21 protein-coding genes, 1 other RNA gene and 1 pseudogene are annotated in these 20,762 nt (G+C 60.1%); 13 read left to right on the top strand and 10 right to left on the bottom strand.

Annotated features, from left to right (window positions below):
• Positions 1–8 precede the first annotated feature (8 nt).
• Positions 9–1,577 (top strand): hypothetical protein, encoded by a 1,569-nt coding sequence (locus IPM54_44365; GenBank protein ID MBK9266805.1) that lies wholly within the window; start codon positions 9–11, stop codon positions 1,575–1,577.
• 270 nt (positions 1,578–1,847) lie between these two features.
• Here IPM54_44365 and IPM54_44360 read toward each other — a convergent pair whose 3' ends face one another.
• The 6 genes and pseudogenes from IPM54_44360 to IPM54_44335 form a co-directional block, all read right to left on the bottom strand.
• Positions 1,848–2,372, bottom strand: coding sequence for an ATP-binding protein (locus IPM54_44360; protein MBK9266804.1), 525 nt, complete (start codon positions 2,370–2,372; stop codon positions 1,848–1,850).
• Positions 2,372–2,941: a SpoIIE family protein phosphatase gene (locus IPM54_44355; GenBank protein ID MBK9266803.1), complete on the bottom strand. Its 570-nt coding sequence runs from the start codon at positions 2,939–2,941 to the stop codon at positions 2,372–2,374. Before IPM54_44355 ends, IPM54_44360 begins: the two co-directional genes overlap by 1 nt.
• Before the next feature lie 3 nt (positions 2,942–2,944).
• A complete protein-coding gene (locus IPM54_44350; GenBank protein MBK9266802.1) occupies positions 2,945–3,379 on the bottom strand; it encodes an anti-sigma regulatory factor in 435 nt (144 codons plus the stop codon).
• Between the two features lie 331 nt (positions 3,380–3,710).
• On the bottom strand, positions 3,711–4,133 hold the full coding sequence (locus IPM54_44345) for an STAS domain-containing protein (GenBank protein ID MBK9266801.1): 423 nt from the start codon (positions 4,131–4,133) through the stop codon (positions 3,711–3,713).
• Between the two features lie 39 nt (positions 4,134–4,172).
• On the bottom strand, positions 4,173–5,123 hold the full coding sequence (locus IPM54_44340) for an STAS domain-containing protein (GenBank protein MBK9266800.1): 951 nt from the start codon (positions 5,121–5,123) through the stop codon (positions 4,173–4,175).
• A gap of 158 nt (positions 5,124–5,281) precedes the next feature.
• Positions 5,282–6,371: pseudogene (locus tag IPM54_44335) on the bottom strand (alpha/beta fold hydrolase).
• Positions 6,372–6,620: 249 nt separating this feature from the next.
• On the opposite strand from IPM54_44335, the gene IPM54_44330 reads away from it, so the two are divergent.
• Complete coding sequence (locus IPM54_44330; GenBank protein MBK9266799.1) at positions 6,621–7,364, top strand: hypothetical protein; 744 nt, start codon at positions 6,621–6,623, stop codon at positions 7,362–7,364.
• Between the two features lie 39 nt (positions 7,365–7,403).
• Positions 7,404–7,865 (top strand): hypothetical protein, encoded by a 462-nt coding sequence (locus tag IPM54_44325; protein ID MBK9266798.1) that lies wholly within the window; start codon positions 7,404–7,406, stop codon positions 7,863–7,865.
• A gap of 6 nt (positions 7,866–7,871) precedes the next feature.
• Here the strand turns inward: IPM54_44325 and IPM54_44320 are convergent, their stop codons facing one another.
• Positions 7,872–8,147 (bottom strand): oxidative damage protection protein, encoded by a 276-nt coding sequence (locus tag IPM54_44320; protein MBK9266797.1) that lies wholly within the window; start codon positions 8,145–8,147, stop codon positions 7,872–7,874.
• A 252-nt stretch (positions 8,148–8,399) separates the two neighbouring features.
• Between IPM54_44320 and ssrA the strand changes: the two genes are divergently transcribed.
• The 7 genes from ssrA (at position 8,400) to IPM54_44285 (ending at position 12,901) form a co-directional block, all read left to right on the top strand.
• Positions 8,400–8,747: a transfer-messenger RNA gene (ssrA, locus tag IPM54_44315) on the top strand.
• A 5-nt stretch (positions 8,748–8,752) separates the two neighbouring features.
• Positions 8,753–10,243: an AAA family ATPase gene (locus IPM54_44310; GenBank protein ID MBK9266796.1), complete on the top strand. Its 1,491-nt coding sequence runs from the start codon at positions 8,753–8,755 to the stop codon at positions 10,241–10,243.
• 2 nt (positions 10,244–10,245) lie between these two features.
• The gene (locus IPM54_44305) at positions 10,246–10,881 is read left to right on the top strand and encodes a DUF4276 family protein (protein ID MBK9266795.1); all 636 of its coding nucleotides are present in this window, start codon (positions 10,246–10,248) and stop codon (positions 10,879–10,881) included.
• A gap of 188 nt (positions 10,882–11,069) precedes the next feature.
• Positions 11,070–11,321, top strand: coding sequence for a hypothetical protein (locus IPM54_44300; protein MBK9266794.1), 252 nt, complete (start codon positions 11,070–11,072; stop codon positions 11,319–11,321).
• Positions 11,322–11,579: 258 nt separating this feature from the next.
• Positions 11,580–11,960, top strand: a complete 381-nt coding sequence (locus tag IPM54_44295; GenBank protein ID MBK9266793.1) for a hypothetical protein — start codon at positions 11,580–11,582, stop codon at positions 11,958–11,960.
• Positions 11,961–12,237: 277 nt separating this feature from the next.
• On the top strand, positions 12,238–12,525 hold the full coding sequence (locus IPM54_44290; protein ID MBK9266792.1) for a hypothetical protein: 288 nt from the start codon (positions 12,238–12,240) through the stop codon (positions 12,523–12,525).
• Positions 12,509–12,901: a hypothetical protein gene (locus IPM54_44285; protein MBK9266791.1), complete on the top strand. Its 393-nt coding sequence runs from the start codon at positions 12,509–12,511 to the stop codon at positions 12,899–12,901. The genes IPM54_44290 and IPM54_44285 overlap by 17 nt, the downstream gene beginning before the upstream one ends.
• Before the next feature lie 309 nt (positions 12,902–13,210).
• Here the strand turns inward: IPM54_44285 and IPM54_44280 are convergent, their stop codons facing one another.
• The gene (locus IPM54_44280) at positions 13,211–13,414 is read right to left on the bottom strand and encodes a hypothetical protein (GenBank protein MBK9266790.1); all 204 of its coding nucleotides are present in this window, start codon (positions 13,412–13,414) and stop codon (positions 13,211–13,213) included.
• Between IPM54_44280 and IPM54_44275 the strand changes: the two genes are divergently transcribed.
• Both IPM54_44275 and IPM54_44270 read left to right on the top strand, forming a co-directional pair.
• Complete coding sequence (locus IPM54_44275) at positions 13,413–14,456, top strand: hypothetical protein (protein ID MBK9266789.1); 1,044 nt, start codon at positions 13,413–13,415, stop codon at positions 14,454–14,456. The two genes, IPM54_44280 and IPM54_44275, sit on opposite strands and share 2 nt — an antisense overlap.
• Positions 14,402–15,214 carry a hypothetical protein gene (locus tag IPM54_44270; protein MBK9266788.1) on the top strand — a complete coding sequence of 271 codons (813 nt, stop codon included), beginning with the start codon at positions 14,402–14,404 and terminating at the stop codon, positions 15,212–15,214. Before IPM54_44275 ends, IPM54_44270 begins: the two co-directional genes overlap by 55 nt.
• Positions 15,215–15,319: 105 nt before the next feature.
• On the opposite strand, the gene IPM54_44265 is transcribed toward IPM54_44270, so the two are convergent.
• Both IPM54_44265 and IPM54_44260 read right to left on the bottom strand, forming a co-directional pair.
• On the bottom strand, positions 15,320–17,713 hold the full coding sequence (locus IPM54_44265) for a VCBS repeat-containing protein (protein ID MBK9266787.1): 2,394 nt from the start codon (positions 17,711–17,713) through the stop codon (positions 15,320–15,322).
• 748 nt (positions 17,714–18,461) lie between these two features.
• Positions 18,462–19,862 (bottom strand): amidase, encoded by a 1,401-nt coding sequence (locus IPM54_44260; GenBank protein MBK9266786.1) that lies wholly within the window; start codon positions 19,860–19,862, stop codon positions 18,462–18,464.
• A 97-nt stretch (positions 19,863–19,959) separates the two neighbouring features.
• Between IPM54_44260 and IPM54_44255 the strand changes: the two genes are divergently transcribed.
• Positions 19,960–20,673 (top strand): hypothetical protein, encoded by a 714-nt coding sequence (locus tag IPM54_44255; protein ID MBK9266785.1) that lies wholly within the window; start codon positions 19,960–19,962, stop codon positions 20,671–20,673.
• Positions 20,674–20,762: the final 89 nt, after the last annotated feature.

The raw sequence follows: 20,762 nt of genomic DNA, 5'->3' as shown, positions 1-20,762 counted from the left end.
ACGCTCCCATGACTGCCGCTCGGCCCAAAGCCGATTCATCATCCGACGAGTCCGCGCTTCAAGCATCGGCAGGACAAACCGCCACCGACAAACCGCTTTCATCCGGCGAGCCACGTGCCGGGACAAACGGTTTGCATTCATCGACCATGCTGGCGCTCGTTTCGCTCGCCGTGTTCGTAGCGATTCCTTACTTGCACCCGTCGCTCGAACGGCTCCGTTTGCTTGCGCCGCTGCCGGAAGGGCATGGGCTCGTCGCCGTTGCACCGGCCGCTGCGCCAGTCGCATCCGTGGGCGAAGCGCCGCTCGTGGTGGAAACGACGCCGCAAGCCGAGCTCAGTCAACCAGAAGAAGTGAGTTTGCCGCCGGCGGCGGCGGAGATCATCGAGCCTGCGGGTGGGGCGAAGGTGGACAAACCCCCTCGATCCATCGAGGATCCATCGGGCCACGCGCTCGATGCGTTCTTCAAGCGCCTGCGTGCTGTCGAGCGCAAGGAGCCTGGTTCGATTGCGCGCATCACGTATTTCGGTGACTCGATCGTGGCGAGCGATTTCGTCACGGCGACGTTGCGGCGCAAGTTTCAGAAGCATTTTGGCGATGCCGGGCATGGTTTCATGCTCATGGCGAACGCGTGGCCGGGGTATTTCCACAACGACGTCGAGCGATTTTCGACACCGGGTTGGAAGGTCAGTCGCGTGGTTGGTCCGTATGCATCCGATGGGTTTTACGGGCTTGGGGGCGTGTCTTTCAAAGCCCGCGGCAAGGGTGCGTTTTCGCGATTTTCTACGGCGAAAAAGGGTTCTTTTGGGCGGAGCGTGTCCAGGTTCGTCGTCCATTGGCTCGCGCATGAATCAGGCGGGCCCATGGTCATCAGTGTCGATGGTGCGCATCGAGAAACCATCGACACGCAATCCGCTACTTCGGTATCGAAGTTTTCGACCTACGACGTACCCGACGGCCCTCATGAGCTCGAAGTTCGAGCCGATGGTCCACACGTGCGTGCGTTTGGCGTCGTGATGGAGCGCGACACGCCCGGTGTGGTGCTCGATGCGATCGGCATTCAAGGCTGCCGCATAAGGTTCCTCGACAAGAGTGACGATGCGCATTTCGCCGAGCAACTGCGTGCACGCGATCCGGCGCTCACGGTTTTTCAATATGGAATGAACGAGAGCGAGGACGGCGAGCTTTTTCCGCTCGATCAATATGCATCGACGATGAAAGAGGTGCTGCGGCAAGTGCGTGCGGCCCTGCCAAACTCGTCGTGTTTGCTCGTGGGCCCCATGGATCGCGCAGACAAGAAAGCTGGAGGCGGCTACAAGAGTCGGCCGGTGGTTCCGAAGCTCGCCGCGATCCAGCGTGACGTTGCAGCGGAAGTGGGCTGCGCGTATTGGGACACGCTGAGCGCGATGGGCGGCCTTGGATCGATGGGGATTTGGGTGCAGCGTGGGCTTGGCGGAGCGGACTTGGCGCACCCGTCGGGCACGGGAGCGGATGTGCTCGGGCGCTGGATCTTCCTGGCGCTGATGGAGAAGTACACGGAGTACGTGGAGCAGCCTCACCCCCCGGCCCCCTCTCCCTGAGAGGGAGAGGGGGAGCATGCCTCACCCCCCGGCCCCCTCTCCCTGAGAGGGAGAGGGGGAGCATGCCTCACCCCCCGGCCCCCTCTCCCTGAGAGGGAGAGGGGGAGAAAGACGCACCTACCGCGTCTGTTCTGAAAAACGGCAACAGATCTGATCGCGCCTGCACCCTGATGAGCACTCTTCGCCCCCTCTCCACTTGTGGAGAGGGGGCCGGGGGGTGAGGTCTTTTCCCCCTCTCCACTTGTGGAGAGGGGGTCAGGGGGTGAGGCTCTACCGATTGCTGCCAGGATCTTTGTTGGATGGCGGGCCGCCCATGCGATGCATGCCGGATCGGCGCGTGTTGTCGAGCCACTTGGTGGCCACGACGCGCAGTCCGTGTTGAGGCACGTTGACGATCTCCACGTGGTTCATCATGCGCGAGACGGCGCCGAGCCCCACGCCGAGCCCTTGTCCGGTGCGGCGTGGCGTGCCTGGGTCGAGCCTCCGGCCTTCGGAGAACCCGTCCTGCATCACCGTGGCGGGATCCGTCACGCCAGGGCCCGCGTCTTCCACGACGATACGCAAGCCGATGCGCCCGTCGTCGACCATCGAAAGCGTGATCGTTCCGCGCCCAGCAAACTTGGCAACGTTCGACGCAAGCTCGGCGATGCAGATGGCGACTTCGCCTTGCGCGGTCGGATCGAAACCGATGGCTGCCGCGTATCGCTTGCCCTCGGCGGCACACCAGAATCGCTCGTGTTCGCTCCCTATGTCGAACGTACGCGGTTCGAGTGCGGTTTTACCGGGAGCGGACATCAGGCACCAAGATAGCGCGCAACCACGCATGTCGCATCATCATGGGCCTTGCGGTACCCGTCGAGGATGGAGCGAGCGATGGTGGCCGCACCTTGGTGTTTGATCCCGTCGATATCGAAGCTTCCAGAGATTCCGTCCGAATAGAGGGCGAAGAGATCGCCCACGGACAAACCGTAGCGAAAGACGCGAACGTTGCGAATGCCTCGCCCGAGCACGCCGCGCATGGGCAGAGGTTGAACGCGTTCCTTGCTCCATGCGCGCAGGGCGACGTTGCCAACGCCTGCGATGTCGATTGTTGCAGCGCGTTTGTCCACGCGTGCGATCATGGCGGCGGCGCCGCGGGTGCTCGAAACGGCCTTGTCCGCGCCGTGCAGCATCACGTCGAGAGGTTCGTCGGCGTGCCCTTCGACGTATTCGCAGAAGGCCATAGCGGCGGTGGCGGCGTGAGGTCCATGGCCGAGGCCATCGACGACGACGAAGAGCGAACGTGGTTCGCGATGGATGACGAGCATGGCGTCACCACAGACGGTTTCCCCTTCGGCGGGGCGCTGTGCGGTGCCTACATCCACGGGCTACTCAGCGTACTTTCGGATTCGGACGGTGGTGCCCAGGCCAGGATGGGTATCGAGCTCGAATTCATCCACGAGGCGTTTCGTGCCGCGAAGACCCGCGCCCATGCCCCACTTGGAGCGATAAGCGCCGCTCAAGATGAGCGCTGGATCGGAGATCCCAGGACCTTGATCGCGCGCCACGATTTCGATGCCGCGGCGTTTTCCTTCGATGCGTCGGAAGCGCACTTCGCCGGTGCCCGCGTATTGGAAAATGTTGCGCGCGAGCTCCGACACGGCGGTGGCGACTTTCGTCTGCACGACGTCGGAAAAACCGAGCTGCTTGGCCATGTCTTTGCCGAGCGTGCGGGCGCGGACGACATCGTGTTCGGCGCGAATCGGCACGGTGATCCCGTCGGCGCGGTTTTCCACGGGAGCGTGGTGCTCGTACGACGACATCGACATCGAGCCCAGCGAACCCATCGAGCCCATCGACGTAGCAGGCGAGCTGTTTTCCGTGGCCACGAGCGCCAAGAGGCTCTTGCAGTTCTGCAGCTTTTCCGGCTCTTGGAGAAAAATGTTCAAGCCCGGTCCAAGTTCTTTGACGAGCGAAGGCACATCGGCGCGCGTCACCATTTCAAGACGCACGTTCGCCCGCCGCGCTGCGGAACTGAGTAGCGAGCGACTCGTCGGATCCGACAAGTAGCGTCGCAAGATGGCGAGGACCTCCCCCGCAATCTCGTTCATCGAGCGCGCCTCCTCCTTTGCAGTTCAGCCGGAGAAACCTTGGTCACGCCTCACCATCCTCTTCGTCGTCGTCGTCGCCAACGACGAGGTCGCCGGCCGATCCAACGGGCTGGAGGCTGTCGAGGAGCGCCAAAGCTCGATCGAGATTGAGCGCCGTGCGAACGCCCGGCAGCTCCATACCCATCTCCACGAGCGTCATGGCAACGGCGGGCCTCAGGCCACACACGACCGTTTCAACCCCCATGAGACGCGCCATCACCGCCAGATCCCGAAGGCTTCGCGTGATGTAGCTGTCGAGGATGTCGACGCCCGAAACGTCGACCACGAGCCCTCGCGCATCACCGCGTTCACAAGCAGTCGCCACATCCTGTTGCAAGCGATCGACGACGGTATCGGAAAGCGCTGTCTGTATCGAGACGATGAGCTTTCCTTGAAGCCGTACAATCGGGATTCGCTGCGTTTCCATCATCATGACGCTTGGCCCTCCTGGCCTTCTTTCCACACGCTAGACGCCTTCGTTGTCCAGCCACCGCAAACAGTACCGCAGCCCGTGTCGCAAATTCCGCAGGGTCTCGAGCTGACCAAAGCTGACGTCCAAATCGACCAACGTCTGCGCTACCGCCGGTCGAATCCCCGTCAACACACAACGCGCACCAATGAGCCCGACGGCCTTGACGAGCTTCATGAAGTGATCAGCCGTCGACGTGTCGATCACCTCGACTCCCGTGAGGTCGATAATGACAAACCTTGATTGCTTCTGCACGATCTCCTGCAGAAGTCGCTCCATCATCTCCGCACTGCGTCGCGAGTCGACGATGCCGATCACGGGCAGCGCGAGCACGTCCTCCCACAGCTCGAGGATCGGAGTCGACAGTTGCTCGACGGCCGTGCGAAGGCGCGTGATGATCTCGAGCTTCTCGGCCTCGGCTGCCGTGAGCGCCGCATTCTGCGCCGTCGCTTCTTCTTCGAGGAACTTGCGCTGACCGCAATCGATAAGCGCGATCACCCCGCCAGTCACTTCGTTGTCCGCAGTCGCGAACGGAGCCGCATACGACTCGAGCCACGCACCATCGGGAAAGTTTTGGCTTCGTATGAACGTCTCGGCCCCGCGAACGACCTCGCCACGCATCGCTCGCGCCAGCGGTATGTTCTCGGGATTGATGACGGTCGTCTTGTCGGGCTCGAAAATCCCAAACTTCGAGACGACATCGTCAAGAGGCTGATCGACGGTCCCATCGCCAACGATCTTCAACGCCGTCGCGTTCACCACCAGCACTTTGCCCGTGGAGTCCGCGGCCATGAGCCCAATGGGGAGCTGCTCGATCATCGCGCGCAGGGCCGCAGCCTCCGCACGAGCCGCCGCCGCGGAACGCTCCCGCTCCGCAAGCTGCTCCTCGAGTGCGGCTACTCGAGCCCTGAGCCGCTCGATCTCCGCTGCTTGGCCACCGTCTTCCAAACCAACCTCCGCATGCTCCGGTCACGTGGACGCGAGCGCATCCACATATACACGAGCCTGCCCGTGAAAGTCGACTCGGGACTCAGTACATTGCAGAAATGAAATGCGACCGCGGGCATTGCCACAGGTCGCGATTCCAGCCGGGGCAATGCAGCCCGCTAAAATCCGCGCTTTCGCAGCTCCGCTACGACCGACGCATAAAAGTCTTGATGTTTCCACGCATTACCAAGACCCGCCGAGTCACCAAAAAGCTGCCCAACCTCGTCCAAGTGATCCACCGGGAGACATCCCCAAAATTCACCCCGCTTCCGAATCCGCAACGCGCACGAGACCATCGTTCGGATACGGATCACCAATTCCCCCATCCAGTATCGCCTCGAAAACCGACAGCAGCGGATCCACCGTGTCGAGCTTCCCTTGCCAGTCCTGGATGAATGGAAGCTTCACCGTCGTACTACACGCCGAGCCGCCGAAATGCAGATCCGTCCGACCCGCAACCGACGCGTAGAACACGCCGGGTTCGTCCGGATGCGCCTTGTTGAACGCGGCAATTCCTTCCTGGCTGAAGAGTTTCAAAGGTAAAACCACGTTGGTCTCGTTGCCGATCTCGTCATAGAGAGGCGCGCCGATGAGCACGAGCAGATCGTTGATCGCGTCTTGTGCATTCGGATCCGCGACGAGCTCGAGAACGACGTCCGCGATGCGCGAACCTCCATGCGGCGTCGCTACGGTCACGACGCTCGCCACGAGATCCGGGCGCAGGTTTGCCGCGACGCGCGCATCGAGTCCTCCTTGCGAGTGGCCGATGATGTTCACCTTCTCGTGCCCCGTCACTTCGAGGATCTGTTCGATGTTTTCCACGAGCTGAGCGCCTCGGAAATCCGACGTGTTGAACGGATCGACCGAAGGCGTGAATACGAGGTCTCCCTGTGCCGAGAGAAACTCTTTGACGTTGTAGAAGTAGGTGAGAAACCCAGCGCCTGCGAAATCTTCGAATCCGAAGAATCCGTGCGCAAGCACGATGGGGTAGGGAGGTCCGAGTTTTGCCTTGGGGCTACCTCCACTTCCTCCAACGCCCGCTGATCCCGACGACGAGGACGTTGCACCACCTTCTCCAGTGCCAGCGGCGCCGCCCGCTCCCGTGAGCACTCCGCCGCTGCCTCCTGCAGCCGTGGTTCCAACGCTCGCGGTGGTCTCCGCGTTCGATCCGCAACCGGCCAGCGCGGCGATTCCTGTCAAGGCACACATCACACAGACGCGAAAAGTTTGCGTTCGGACGAACAAGCGCATGGGTTCCTCCAAGAAAGATCGCCGTTGTCTACCGCTGCCGTGTGCAAGGGTCCGCTCCTCGAGGGGCTACGTCAAGCGGGTCGCGGGCTGCCTTTCGTCGTTCCACGAGCGGCTGTTTTTCACGTCCTTGCTTCGTTCGGCTTCGGTTACCCTCGTCCGGCCATGTTCGAGGTCTCCGCCCCGACCGATCCCGCCCGTCCCTGGATGATGCTCGTTCTTGCCCTTGCTTTGCCCGCTTGTGGCGGTTCGTCGCCGAAGGAGAGCACCCTGCCCGAGGCGGGCGAAGCTTCCGAGAAACCCGCTTCGAGCGCCTCGGCGGGGGTGGAAGCAGCGCCATCGTCGCCAGCAAAGGTCGCGGTCGAATTTCCGACGGCGTGTGCGAAGGACGGCGGTGAGGTTTGTGTTCCGCCTGCAGCATTCACGAAGCATCTGTGTTCTGCGCCCAATGCGTCGTCGATTGCGCTTTCGCTCTTTGCCAAAGGGACGCCTTGGCAAAGGATGTATTTGGCGCGCAACACGGAAGCGTGGGACGCATCGGGTGGCGCGGGGTCGACTTCGCAAAAGTTATCGTTTGACGAAGAGGTGATTGTGCTGGCGTTTCGTCCGGCAAACACCGGGGGAATGGTCGTCAGTGGCGCGAGTGGCGCGTACGACGTGCTTCGTTGGGATGGGATGTGCGCGTCGCTGAACGCGGACGAGCTGCGCAAGTGGTATCCGCCGGAGCCGGGTTACGCGCCGATTCCGTGGCGAAGGCTCGATGACGAGCTGCAACAGAAGCTGCTCGGCGATGGACGCATAGCGCTCAAGGAGGGCGAGATGAAAAAGGCCTGCAAGGGTTTGTCTCGCGGTCAAACGAACGCTGCGTGCGACAGGGCGCAGAAGTCGTTGTCGAAGGCGGTGGTGTATTACGTGCGTGCAGGGGGCGAGGTGCCGACGCCGAAGGTGCCGTGATGATCGTTTGACGTCCAAGAATAGCTTCGGGGGTACGACATGACGTTACGGAAGTGTGCGATTACGTTGGTGATTGGCGTGGCGCTTGGGACGACTGGTTGTCGGGATGATCAGGCGCCGGACGAAGCGCAGGACCTTTGGACGCGGATTCACGACGCGAAGTACCAATCGTGGGATCGGGCGCCTGGATATGCCGCGCGCATGCCGACGAGTGCTCCGCACAGCGATGCGGTCGAGATTTTCGTCAATGACGTGGTTCAGGGGGCGCTTGGAGGTTCGGCGATCACGGCGTGGCCGGACGGGTCCATCATCGCCAAGGATGGGTACGACAGCGATGGGGATTTGGACATCGTGGCGGCGATGGAGAAGCGCGGGTCCGAGTGGTTTTGGGTCGAGTGGTCTGCGGATGGCGAAAGCCTATATTCGGGCAAACCGAGCATTTGCACGGATTGTCACGCGCCTGGGGCGGACTTCGTCCTTGCGTTTGGATTCCCGAAATAGTTGAAATTACTTCGGTTCTTCGGGTTTGAAGTCGGGGGGCAGCGTAGCGCCTTCGCCGAAGAAGTACTTTTCGCACTCGCTCATCCAGATGCGTTGGCCGTGTTCGCTCATGAGGTCGAGGCGGAATTCGTTGATGAGCATTTTGGAGTGTTCGAGCCACATTTTCCAGGCGGCTTTGGACACGTTGTCGAAGACGCGAGCACCGAGGGGGCCTTTGAAAGGCGGCTTATCGAGGCCTTCGGCTTCTTGGCCGAGCTTCACGCACTGCACCATTTTTCCCATGGCGAGGTGCTTTAGTCGAGCGTGGGGGAGTCGTCTAGGCGTTGCAACCCCGGTCGCAGTCCGAATTTTTCCGGCACTAGCGGTTCCCCCCAAACTCGCCCGCTGCGCGGGCTCGAACAGTGGGACCCCCCGCAAGCGCCGGAAAAATTTGGACTACGACCTCACTTCAGTACTTGTTGGGAGGACTTGACCACGCAGGGCGATGGTCTATGATGGGGGGCGCCCTGGTCATCGTGGCTTGGGCGACCACGAGGGGGCGATCGGCTTCGACGTGGGGACTGAAGATTCATCTGCGTGCTGGCGGCTCCTGCACCGCCTACCAAGCGGGACGTCATACGTGCGAACGACAACGCATACGCTCTCGCGGCCTGATAACCGACGATAGCCGCCCGACGGAGAGATCGTTCTGGTATCCGAAGGGTGTCAACCACTAGAGCTGGGTTGCGCGAGGGAGTCCTCGATAGCGTGACCGAGATTAGCGAGGGATAGGTCGTGACCGAATTCACGGACCCAGTCGCCGGGGATACGGCGACTACGCACGTGAACGAAGGTGAATTGTAGGCCTTGCGGACCCGGGTTCGATTCCCGGCGCCTCCACTGTAAACATGCTCACGCGCCTAAAAGTTCAGGGCTTCAAGAATATCGATATTGACGTCCGATTGGGTCCGTTCACCTGCATTGCAGGTGCCAATGGCATTGGCAAGTCGAACGTCTTCGACGCAATTGCATTTCTGTCTGCTCTTGCAGACAAGTCGCTCATCGATGCGGCGCTGTCGGTTCGGGGTGGGGCAGGTCGGACGGGAGATGTGCGCAGTCTGTTTCGCCGAACGGGCGACACGATGGCGGATGAAATGCATTTCCTCGTCGAAATGATCATTCCTGAGCGAGGCGAAGACGACCTTGGGCAGCCGGCCGAAGCATCGATGACATATTTGCAATATCGCTTGGGGCTTCGCTATCGAGGGGATTCTACAGGATTGCCCGTAGGCGGCATCGAGCTCGTTCATGAAGATCTCAAGCATTTGAACAAAAGCTCGGCCAAGAAGTCTCTTGGATTCCCTTCAAAACGAGCGTGGGTTGAATCGGTCATTCAGGGGCGCCGCACGAGCTCATATATATCAACTGAGCATTCCATTGTTTCATTGCATGCCGACGCCGGCGGAGGAACTGGAGGCCGCCCCCGGAAGGTTCCTGCGCATAGCCTCCCCCGAACCATGCTTTCCAGCGTCAACAATGCCGCTGAGCACCGAACATTGGTCTTGGCCCGACAGGAAATGAAGTCCTGGATGGAGCTACAGCTTGAGCCATCCGCGTTACGGTCTGCAGATCCATTCACGGCCCCCCATACGATTGGCGCTAGCGGCGACCACTTGCCGGCAACCCTTTACCACTTGGCGCATAGCGCAGCCCAGCGTGAGCCCGGTGGCGATCAAAATCTTTACGCACGCGTTGCGAATCGATTATCAGAGCTTATTGAAAATGTCGGATCCATATCCGTCGACGTTGATGAGCGCCGACAACTCCTCAACGTCGTCATGACCGACCTGCTCGGCACGCCTCATGTTGCTGGTTCATTATCTGACGGGACTTTGCGATTTCTTGCTCTTACGGTAATGGAAGCGGATTCCAGTCCACGTGCGCTGATTTGTTTGGAGGAGCCCGAAAATGGCATGCACCCGAGCCGTATTCGCCCCATGCTGCGGCTCTTGCAAGAAATTGCCGTCGATCCGACAGAGCCCGTTGGTCCCGATAATCCTCTGCGGCAGGTCATCATCAATACGCATTCACCATTGGTCGTTGCGGAGGTTCCCGATGATGCGCTTCTGTTTGCTCACGCGGCCAAGGATCCGACGACATCACCGCGCGCTACCATGCTCTCATTAGCTGCTTTACCGGATACATGGAGAAACAACGTGCCTGTCGTTTCGCGTGGCGCTTTGCTCGATTATTTGAATCCGTTGCAGGATCCAGAAGACGACGCAAGGGATGCCGACAACGCCACGGAAGGTGGTGACGAGCAACATTTCGCCAGGCGTCGGGTGAAAGACCGTAAAGATCTCCAAATGCTGCTTCCTCTTTTCAAGAATGTAAACTGAACGTGCATGCGATGCGCTATACCCTGCTTGCGGATGGCTCGTCCGATGCTGTCCTTCGGTACATTCTGAATTGGCTCATCGAACGCCACACCACGGCTTGTTTTGAGCCACAATGGGCGGACTTGCGTAAACTTCCAAAGGTCCCAAAGACCTTGACGGAACGCATTCGTGTGGCTGTTTCGCTTTACCCTTGCGATTTGCTTTTCGTGCATCGCGATGCCGAGCGTGAAAGCTGCGAAAAACGCATTGCAGAAATTCAGCAAGCCGTCAGCGATGCAACATCGAAGCCTGTGGTTTGTGTCATTCCAGTAAGAATGCAGGAAGCGTGGTTGATTTTCGATGAAATAGCTATTCGACGCGCTGCTGGTTGCCCAAATGGCAAGATGCCGCTCGATTTGCCGGACCTGTCCCGCATTGAAAACGAACCGGATCCCAAAACGCTATTGCACACACTGCTTCGCGTGGCGAGCGGGTACCACGGGCGGCGTGCCAAGCAATTTCAACCAAACGTGCACACTCATCGTCTTGGAGAGCTGATAACAGACTTCGGCCCGCTTCGTAGGCTCCCAGCCTTTCAGGCACTCGAGAGTGACTTGGTTCACGCGCTGCGCAAGATCGGCTGTCCAGCGCTGACGTGATTCAATGATACGCTGATTTTCCGACATGGGCTGGCCCGTCTACACGATGAGCGAGCAACTACTTTGCACGCCTCGCTCATTGAATGGGTCGAACTTTATATGGTAATGGGCAAACCCCAAAGCGAGGCACGCCCACAACCGTCACGGCGTCCCTCGACACCCACCACACACTCCGATACGCTCCCCTCGTGCCCCGGCCCAGCTACGACGACGAAACGCTTCAAGCGTACTTTCATCCTTTCTCGGATGCGCTCTACGATGATCTTATCGTGGGGCCCGTGCTGAGGCGCCTTGCCGTCGAGGACCCCGACATCATCGCCGCCGTGGCCGATGTCGACCGATCGCAGATTCGCGATGCGATGCGACAAACCCCTTGGGAGCGGCTCCTGTTCAACCAGCGAAGTTGGAATGGTTTGATGAGGCTCCGCGGTGAGCGCTGATCAGCAAGCCAACGCGATCATCCGCGAACTGTACGAAGCTGGCGTCGAGGCGTTTCCCATCGCAGCACGACGCGACTCGTGGCCCCGAGCCGCCGTCGCTCACATCGACCGCTCGTGCAGCTTCGAGTTCGAGTCCCGGAACGAGAGACCACGAAAACTTGCCCTAAGTGCGACGATGCCCCAAACTCTCGGCGCGAATCAGAACAAGCATCCGACAAGTCCGGGGGATGGTCGAGCCACGGCACGGGAGGTCATCCAATGACGCGGTTCGTACGCAGGTTCGCCTTGATGCTAAGTTTCGCCGCCGCAAGCCTGTTTGCGATTCCCATGGCGCATGGTAGTAGCGCGCAGGCGTCGCAGGAAGGAGAGCAGGCGGCGCAGACCAGCGTGAAGGGGGCAAAAGCGAAGACGGTATCCGCAGCCGTCCGGTTGGTAGCCAAGGGCATTCGACTTGGAAATAAGCACTTTGGGAAAATCGTGTCGGCACTCGATGCGGCCGCAGCAGGACCATTTCTCAAACACGCGAGCAAAATTGCCGACGTGTTGGATGATATCGCCAGCATTCCAGATGTCGCGGAGAGAGCAGTCGGTGAAAATTGTTTTACGCTTTGTGTGATAAACATGGCATTTTCAAGCTGAGTGCAGGCACAGCCAATGTCATTCGTCAAGCCGTCATGGGCGCCATCAGCGCATTGTTGTGACGAGGTAAATCATGGAGAACGAACGAGAAACCTCGAACAGAAGGTCAAAGAGCTGCGCAATCGACTCGATCGGCTCGAGGATGAATGGGGCACGTTGCGGTGGACCGTTCTGCGCATGACGGACTCGAAGCTGCCGAACCCACGGCACCTCGTTGCTCGACTGGGAGCTGCAAGCTCTACAATCCGAACAACGGCAAGCTCAGTTCTGAATAGCCATGACGGCGCTCCAGAATCGGCTCCTTGGAAATCCGACGCCCGAGCATGAGCAGGTCGAAATCGAAGGAGTTTCCCGAGAGAAGCTCTATGCACCCACTCGCCCGACCATTGAGGAAGTGCTGGATACGCTGAGAACCGTCGCTCGCGAAGACGAGGCAGGCATTGTGGAGATCATGCTCGCGGCGCGGCACGAGCGCGAGCCGGGCGTCGAGTACTTCGACCTCGCCGAATTCGTATTGAATTCCTCAAGCCTCGATGAGCGATCGGCCTATGGAACGCAGCATTAGCGAATTGAAAGAGGAAATCTCGGGTCTCGAGCGGGCCATCGAAGTATTCGAATCGCGAATTGCCGAAGTGCGGTGGCTCGTGGCGATGCTGGAGAAGGCCAAGGCTACCAAACCGGGATTTGCGTTTTGGGAATGGGAGCATCGAAACCTGGCCTCGAAAGCAGCGAGCGAGCGGCTTGGGGATGTGCTCGCGGCGCTCGATGCGCGCGTGGCTGGGCAGTGGGAGCAAGGTGACCGCTGGCAAGATGTTCCTGGCGTGCCGTCAGAGATCCTATACGTCGAAAGGCCCCGACCATCCCCGAGGTGTACCAGCTCGTCAAAGCGGCTGCGGGGCTTTCCAGCAACGTGCAGGTCATTGAGGTGTTTTACAGTTTGAAAGAAAAGCCCGTGTACTCGGACATTACCAATTATTTTCGGGCGGCGTTGGGATAAAGGATGTCGGCAAATTCGGCCTCAGGGTCGGCCGAGAATAATTCAAGTATAGGAGCCAGCGAAGAGTGGACGGACGATGCTCCGCTATCGCATCCCTCGACCCCCCCCTTCCTTACCGATGCGCTCCCCTCCTGTCGCCTCCCACGCAAGCAGCGCTCCCTGGTCACGCGCAACCCGACTCGCACACCCATCCCGGCCAAATCCACCCGCTTTCCCATCTAGCTTCCGTCCACAAAACCCTGTACCATCGCTGCTATGGCAAAACCCCTTCCTTCCCTCGCTCGCCCTCCTCGTTGCCTCGCTGGCCTTGCCATTGCCCGCATGTTCGCCCGACACCATGCCGGCGGCGTCGTCGTGCGCCTGCGGCCCCGAACAAGCCTGCATCGATGCCGTATGCGTCGACATCGGCCTTTCCGACATCGAACGCGGATGCAATCCCCTCGAGCGGCGAATGCATGTACCCGTGGCCCTCGAACGTGTTTACCTCGCCCGACGAAGCAACGGCGACGGGCCTCCGGCTCGCTTATGACGATACCGTCGTGCCTCGAAATGCGTCCGACGAACCCTTTCCCGTCGCCGATTACAATGGTCGCTTCGATGGCTTCTCCCCCAATTCGCAAATTCGATTCCTTTTCCCAGCAGGCGTCGACCCGACAAACCTCCCACCCATCGATGATGTGGACCAATCTCTGACCGAAAATAGCCTGACGATTCTTCTGCGCGCGGACACGGGCGAAAAATGGATCCATTTTGCCGAAATCGACGCCCGCGCGCCATCGGCCGATAGGCAAGCCGTCTTCGTGCGACCCATGAAACGATTGGATTTTGGTGCTCGGTACGTCGTCGCCGTGCGCGATCTGGTCGATCCTACGGGCAAACCCATCGAACCGTCGCCGGCGTTTCGAGCCTTGCGCGACAAGTTGCCCACGGACGTGCCCCAAATCGAAGCATTGCGGCCTCAATACGAAACCATGTTCGCGGCGCTCGAGAAAGCCGGTATTCCGCGCCAATCCTTGCAGCTCGCTTGGGACTTCACCACCGCCTCGAATGAAGTGCTCACCCGCGACGTGCGCCATATCCTGCCGGACTTGAAAATGCGTGCCGCCGCAGGCAACCTCGGGTTTACCTTGACCGACGTGCGCGTCGACCCACCCGAATTGCCGAACCTCAAAATCGCCGCCAAAGGCACGTTCAAAGTGCCGAGCTATCTCACGGGCGACGGCGGCCCCGGCGAAGTCTTCGCGCGCGATGCAGCCGGATTGCCTCAATTCCAAAAACTCGTCGACGCCGATATGTACATCGCCATCCCGCGCGATGCCTGGGACGCCGGCGTGCCCGCAAAAGTATACGTATATGGCCACGGCCTGCTCGGCAGCGGCGAAGAAGCCTTTACGTCGCCAATGACGCGCAAACCTACATTGCCATCGGTATCGACTTCTGGGGCATGTCTTATCGCGACATCGACGTCCTCGGCGGAACGATTTTCCCCCATAACATGAAGAGCGGGCACACCGTTCCCGAACGATTGTTGCAATCCGCCGTCAACTTCGCCACCGCTGGATACCTCGCCCAAGGAGACCTCGGCAACGCCCCCGAATTGCAAAAAGATGGCCAAAACATCATTGATACGTCCGAAGTCTTCTACCTCGGCGGCTCGCAAGGCGGCATCATCGGTGGAACCGTCATGGCAATGGCTCCACAAATCGAACATGGAGGGCTCGTCGTCGGCGGTGGCGTTTATTCGCTCATGGTTTGGCGCAACACTTCGTGGCCGGATATCGAAGGCATCTGGAACATCTATCATCGCGACTCGGTCGAGCGTGAGCTGCTTTTGCCAGCGTTTCAATCGCAATACGACCTCGCCGAGCCTGGCACGTATGCCGACCATTTGTGGCGCGATCCTTTCCCGGGCAATCCGCAGAAACGCATTCTGCTCGTCGAAGCATACAACGACAGCCAGGTCAGCAACATTGCGACGGAAATGATGGCGCGCACGTACGGCATTCCCATGAGCGCCCTGGGAATTTACGACGTGCCTGGCGTGCCCAATGAAACGATGCCCATCGACGGATCGGCATTGCTCCAAGTGGACACGAAAAACAACGACCCCTTGCCGCCCAAACAAAACCTCGCGCCCATGGAAAATGGCGCACATGGCTCGTCCGTGGATTCTCCCACCGTAAAGAAAATCATCAAAGAGTTTTTGGTGACGGGCGTCGTCACTCACCATTGCATCGGCGTTTGCGATCCGGAATGACGCCGCGGGCCTGCCAAGCGCCACGAGCCCACCCAAGCCGGAATTTCGAGGTTATTTTTCCTGGGCACAGCTACGGTCCACCAGCGAGATACCTCGTGTCGTGTGTCATTTGGGTATCCCTGGGCATGCCGCGTCAAATGAAGCCGCGTTGTTCGTGTCGTTGCACTCGTTGAATGCTCCCGCACCCATACCATTGTCGTCCACGACCACTTCGAACTCCATTTTGGCCGGCGGCTCTACGGGCAGCGGTGTCCAAGTCAGGCTCACGCTTTCGCTTGCGCCCGGCAATAGCATTTTGGTGGTTGCCGTGACGCCGATGAGCGTGCGCACGTGGCCGGGCTCGGCATAATAATAAAATGCAACCGGGACCCCGGGCGGTACGCCCACGGCTCCTGCATTGGTCACGTTTACGCGCAAGATGAGGCCGCCGGGGCAGGTGGAGAGATCCGCTCGAGCGTGATAGGGGCGGAGGTCGGGGGCGGAAAAAGTGCCTTCGAGGCGCGCATTGGCGCGATAACGATTGAGCGGAGCGTTGGCGGGGAACGCCCAGCTCGACGGCTCGTTTTGCGGAATGCGGCCGACGCCATTGGCATTGGGTGGGCAAACGGCATCGCGTCCGTCGCACACATTGGTCACATGATAGCTGTGCTGATTCCAGATGGCGCGTGTGGAGACCCAATTGTCTTTTGCGTCGCGATAAACCCGCACGCCGGTCGTGGGCGCGTAACCCGGAAAAAGGTCCACACACGCCTGCGCGTAGGGCGCACACGCGCTGCTCGTGCCGATGAGATTGTTCGACACCACCACGAACTCCGCCTTGCCATCGCCATTGACGTCGGCGACCACGGGGTACTCGGTGCCCGTGCACGACGTATTCGGGACCTCGAAGCGAACGCCGCCCTGGTGGTCATAGACACGCGCAAAGCACTCGTCGGCGTAGATCACTTCGACGTTGCCGTCGCCATCGAAATCGAACACGCTCGAGCCCGTGAAATTCGACGAAAAGTCACGCGATTGTGCTTGCCACAAAAGCGTGATGGGATAATCGGGCGCGGCGCCGACGCGGAAGACGTTCAATGAGTTTTGACCGGCCACGGCAATTTCCGGTTTTCCGTCGCCGTCCACGTCTGCAATCGTCGGTGGCCCGCCGCGACCCGGCAATGAGCCCAATCCCGACCCAAAGGCATTGCCATTTTCATCAAAAATACGTACTTGTGCCGTGTTGCCCGTGGACGTGACCACGGCGACTTCGGGCTGACCATCCCCATTGAAGTCGGCAATGGCGGGCCAGCCATCCGCAAGCGTCGTGGCGATTGCTGGAGCTACCCAAGCCGGTGTGCCGTCGGCGTGATACGCCATGTTTCCCGAGACAATCTCCAATTTGCCGTCACCGTCCAGATCGGCCGCCACCGTGAGCGGACCATAATTCCCGTTACCCGTGGCGCCCGGCTTTTGCCAAACGAGTCGACCGTTTTTGTCGAATACGGTAAATCCAACGAACACTTCCGCGTCACCGTCGGCATCCAAATCGGCAATGGATGGCGCACCCGCATACACCAGCATATTCACCGGCGCACCGTTGGCATCCGTGCCAAAGAGTGGCAATCGATTACCAGCCGCATCGAAGCCGACAATACCGTACACTTTGGCCGCCATCGCTCCCGAGCGGGCGGCAGGCGCGACAATGGTCAGTTTCCCGTCGCCATCCAGGTTGCCTACGGCAATCCCCCCGAGCACATTGAGCCGCTCGTCCGCGGGCGACGTGCACCATAGCTCGGACGGTTTGCCATTGCAATCACCCGCGCCCGACAGCGCACACAGAATGCCTCCAGGACCAGGCCCGCCCGGAAGCTCGTCGGTCACCGTGATCAATACGTCGGCAGCGCCATCGCCATTGATGTCTGCAACCGCGGGTGTCGTAATCGCCAGCCTGAATCCCGGATGTTGGCTCGCGCCGTTCCAAGCCCACAAAAGCGTCGGCTCGAAATTGGTATTGGGTTGATAGGTGCAATCGAGCGACTTGGGAACAGGCATGCAATGACCGAGGCTCGGGTCGCACTGCTCGCCGGTCGGGCAGGGAGCAGCAACGCAGGCCATGCCACTACCGCCGCTACACACGGCACCTGGTGTCGTGCACGTTCCCAAATAACAAACTTCACCCGAGGGGCAGCAAATGTTGCCATCACAGCGCGCGTTCGTTCCGCAATCGAGGGCACACGCACCCTCCTCACACACGTAACCCATGGGGCAAGGTGCTTTGGCATCGCAGTATTTGCCAATGGTCGACGAACCCCCGCCGCTCCCGCCTCCGCCTTCGCCTCCGCCTCCGCCTCCGCCTGCACCACCGTCACCGGAGCTCGACGAACTGCCATTGGGGAGGCTATTGCCGCCGCCATTGCCCGAGCACGATGACGGGGCGACGAGCAGCCCGACGCCCACGCATAGCAACAACCACGATTCCCGACCAAAGCGCGAAGAAGGTAGGCGGTTCTGCATCATGACGATACGCTAGACGGATTGGCCTCGCGTGTAAACAAGAAGCGTCGATAATGTCGGCTTCTTTTTACATCCGTAGCGCGCTACCGCTTCGACTTCTTCGAGGCTGCCGCTCTTCGGGTGTCCTGACCCAAAGGGCGCCGACTGCTTCTTGTTGCCGGCTGCAAGTCGTTGCCAAAAGAGGTCAGCGTCTTTGCCTCGTGCCCCGAACGCGTATCGCTCACGAATCGTATCGCGTCATCCTTGAATTCCCCGACGAATTCGGAAATGGCGCCCGCGCTCCCCACCCAGATTTGCCGCCACTGCTTTCGCTCGGATGACGTTCAGTGTCGACCCCCAGCGAAGGTGGTACGCGAGGGCCTTTGTTCAGTGTCGACCCCCAACCAAGGTCGCAGGCGAGGGCCTTTGTTCAGTGTCGACCCCCAGCGCAAGTGGCACGCGAGGGCTTTTGCTTGTGGTCGACCCTCAGCGAAGGTGGTGCGCGAGGGCATTTGTTCGCGGTCGACCCTCAGCGAAGGTGGTGCGCGAGGGCATTTGTTCGCGGTCGACCCTCAGCGAAGGTGGTAGGCGAGGGCATTTGTTGGCGGTCGACCCTCAGCGAAGGTGGTAGGCGAGGGCATTTGTTCGCGGTCGAGTCGCAGCGAAGGTGGTAGGCGAGGGCATTTGTTCGCGGTCGAGTCGCAGCGAAGGTGGTAGGCGAGGACCTTTGTTCGCGGTCGAGTCGCATTTTACCGCGACGTGAAGCCGGCAGTCATCGTTGATGAATCATCCGCCACGGCTTTGCCGCTTCGAGCTCGTAGGCCAATTCGAGCAGCCGCCTATCTTCGCCCATTTTCGCCGTGAACTGCACGCCGATCGGCATTCCATCGGAATCCGCACCGAGCGGCAGTGAAATGGACGGCGACCCTGTCACATTTTGCAGCCCCGTATACGGCGCATAATCCGATGCCCGCTGGCATATTTCATCGTACTCCAAATCCGGCGAGAAGAACCCTATCTGCGGCGTTTTTCGCGCACCCACCGGCGACATCAGCAAATCGTACCGCCCCTCGAAAAGCCGCTCGATCTCCGCCGCTGCCTTCAGCAATACGCGAAGACTCTGCGGCATCTCCAGCACGTTCCGCCGAAACCTCAGAGCAAGCCCCATCGTGAACCTTTCGAGCTGCTCTTTGTCCACTTTCGCCCCGTGGATCCATTCACCCCAATGGCTCGCGAAATAGGCCAGCATGCCATAATAATTCAAAAAATGCGCCGTCAGCTCCTCCACGTCGAGCGGCACTCGTATGCAAGCAACTCGATGTCCCAGCGATTCGAGCAGCCGTGCCGTCTCCATTTGCACGCGATACGTGTCGTCGTCGATGTGGCCCGGACGCCCCGGAGGCTGGTTTTCGAATACCGCGATGCGCAGCCGCTCTTTCGACGAATGCCGGACGTATCCCATTTCGGGCAATCGAGGATTGCGCCAAAAAGCTTCAGCGGCCGCATAAAACGCTGCGGTATCGCGTACCGATCGCGTCAAGACGCCCTGATGAACGATGTTGATGGGCATGAGGTGTGTGCCTTCCATCGCGACGAGCCGCCCGCGGGAAGGTTTCAGCCCGACGAGACCACATACGGCCGCGGGAATTCGAATCGACCCGGCGCCATCATCGGCCGTTGCAATGGGCACGGCGCCGCAAGCCACCATGGCCGCCGAACCCGACGACGAACCTCCCGTCGTATACGCCGTGTTCCAAGGATTGCGCGTAATGCCCCAGCGTTCGTTCTCCGTGCTGCAAAGAAGTCCAAATTCGGGCATCGTGCTTTTGCCCAATGAATTGACCCCCGTCGATAAAAATTGCCGCACGAAAGGGCTGTGATTCTTCGCCGTCTTGGACTTGAACGCGCCCGTCCCGTGCTGCGTGGGATGACCTTTGACATTGTCGTTGTCTTTGATGAGCGTCGGGACACCATACAGCACACTGCCGCGAGGCAACGTATGATAGCGGCGAGCGTCGTGGTAGGTTTTCACCGCGACGGCGTTCAGGTCCCGATTGGCCTTCTCGATCCGAGCAATGGCGGCATCCGTGGCTTCGGCGACGGAAATTTTTGGGTCGCAATGGCTTCGGCAACACCCACCGCATCCAAAGTACCGAGCGCGTCGTCCGTGAATGCATCGATTGTCTTGTTCACTGCTTCTGCCTTACGCATCGCCGTAGCTTCGCGATGGCATTTGCGGTAGTCTCCATGTGACTGGAGGACTTTTTACCATGCATGAAGCGACGACATCGAGGATTTTGTTCTGTCTTGCGGCAATGGCGATCGGAGGGTGTACCGGATCGCTTGGAGGTGGGGCGAGCGGTGGAGGTGGCGGCGAAGGCGGTGATGGAGGCACTTGGGGTGTAGGTGGCAATGCAGCGAGCAGCAGCAGCTCGGGTCAAGGCGGCATGGGAGGCGCGGGCAGCAGCAGCAGTAGCTCGGGCAGCAGCAGCTCCAGCGCCAGCAGCAGCAGTTCGAGCGGTTCGGCGGATCCGTACGAAGCGGCGCGGCAAGCGTGTTATGATCACATCAATGCATTACGCGCCGAAAAGTCGCTTCCGCCGCTCGAGCGGTGGAAAGAGGCCGAGCCTTGCGCGGACCAGCAGGCGACGTGGGACGAAATGAACAACAAGCCTCACGGGGCGTGGGGCATGGGGCTTTTTCCGTCATGCAATGGTTCGGGTCAAAATGAATGTTTGGGGGCTGGGCCGAATGGTGTCGTGGGGTGCCTCAATCAGATGTGGGCCGAAAAGGATCAAGCGGGTTGTTCAGGCTGTGACGCGTGCGCCGATGCGTACAACCCGAACTGTCCCAATTGCGACTTTTATGGGCAGCAAACGGGCGACGTATGCGGCCATTACGTGAACATGAGCGCCAAATACTTTTCGCGCGTCGTGTGCGGATTCAGCTCGCTCGGAGGATGGGACGTGATGAACTTCCAGTGATGTCGGCTGGATACATCTAGAAAGCACGCCTCACCCAACCCCCTCTGCCCGTCGCCATTACGCGGCTCCGATACGGCAACGAGCGAAGC

The organism is Polyangiaceae bacterium, from assembly GCA_016715885.1.
Taxonomy (GTDB): Bacteria; Myxococcota_A; Polyangia; order Polyangiales; family Polyangiaceae; genus Polyangium.
This window is presented reverse-complemented; position numbering and strand designations above follow the sequence as displayed.

Excerpts from the sequence above, each read along its gene's own strand:
- IPM54_44365 (MBK9266805.1), top strand. The coding sequence starts at position 9 with ATGACTGCCGCTCGGCCCAAAGCCGATTCATCATCCGACGAGTCCGCG.
- IPM54_44360 (MBK9266804.1), bottom strand. The coding sequence starts at position 2,372 with ATGTCCGCTCCCGGTAAAACCGCACTCGAACCGCGTACGTTCGACATA.
- IPM54_44350 (MBK9266802.1), bottom strand. The coding sequence starts at position 3,379 with ATGTCGTCGTACGAGCACCACGCTCCCGTGGAAAACCGCGCCGACGGG.
- IPM54_44345 (MBK9266801.1), bottom strand. The coding sequence starts at position 4,133 with ATGGAAACGCAGCGAATCCCGATTGTACGGCTTCAAGGAAAGCTCATC.
- IPM54_44330 (MBK9266799.1), top strand. The coding sequence starts at position 6,621 with ATGCTCGTTCTTGCCCTTGCTTTGCCCGCTTGTGGCGGTTCGTCGCCG.
- IPM54_44325 (MBK9266798.1), top strand. The coding sequence starts at position 7,404 with ATGACGTTACGGAAGTGTGCGATTACGTTGGTGATTGGCGTGGCGCTT.
- IPM54_44320 (MBK9266797.1), bottom strand. The coding sequence starts at position 8,147 with ATGGGAAAAATGGTGCAGTGCGTGAAGCTCGGCCAAGAAGCCGAAGGC.
- IPM54_44310 (MBK9266796.1), top strand. The coding sequence starts at position 8,753 with ATGCTCACGCGCCTAAAAGTTCAGGGCTTCAAGAATATCGATATTGAC.
- IPM54_44295 (MBK9266793.1), top strand. The coding sequence starts at position 11,580 with ATGACGCGGTTCGTACGCAGGTTCGCCTTGATGCTAAGTTTCGCCGCC.
- IPM54_44290 (MBK9266792.1), top strand. The coding sequence starts at position 12,238 with ATGACGGCGCTCCAGAATCGGCTCCTTGGAAATCCGACGCCCGAGCAT.
- IPM54_44285 (MBK9266791.1), top strand. The coding sequence starts at position 12,509 with ATGGAACGCAGCATTAGCGAATTGAAAGAGGAAATCTCGGGTCTCGAG.
- IPM54_44275 (MBK9266789.1), top strand. The coding sequence starts at position 13,413 with ATGTACCCGTGGCCCTCGAACGTGTTTACCTCGCCCGACGAAGCAACG.
- IPM54_44280 (MBK9266790.1), bottom strand. The coding sequence starts at position 13,414 with ATGCATTCGCCGCTCGAGGGGATTGCATCCGCGTTCGATGTCGGAAAG.
- IPM54_44270 (MBK9266788.1), top strand. The coding sequence starts at position 14,402 with ATGTCTTATCGCGACATCGACGTCCTCGGCGGAACGATTTTCCCCCAT.
- IPM54_44265 (MBK9266787.1), bottom strand. The coding sequence starts at position 17,713 with ATGATGCAGAACCGCCTACCTTCTTCGCGCTTTGGTCGGGAATCGTGG.
- IPM54_44255 (MBK9266785.1), top strand. The coding sequence starts at position 19,960 with ATGCATGAAGCGACGACATCGAGGATTTTGTTCTGTCTTGCGGCAATG.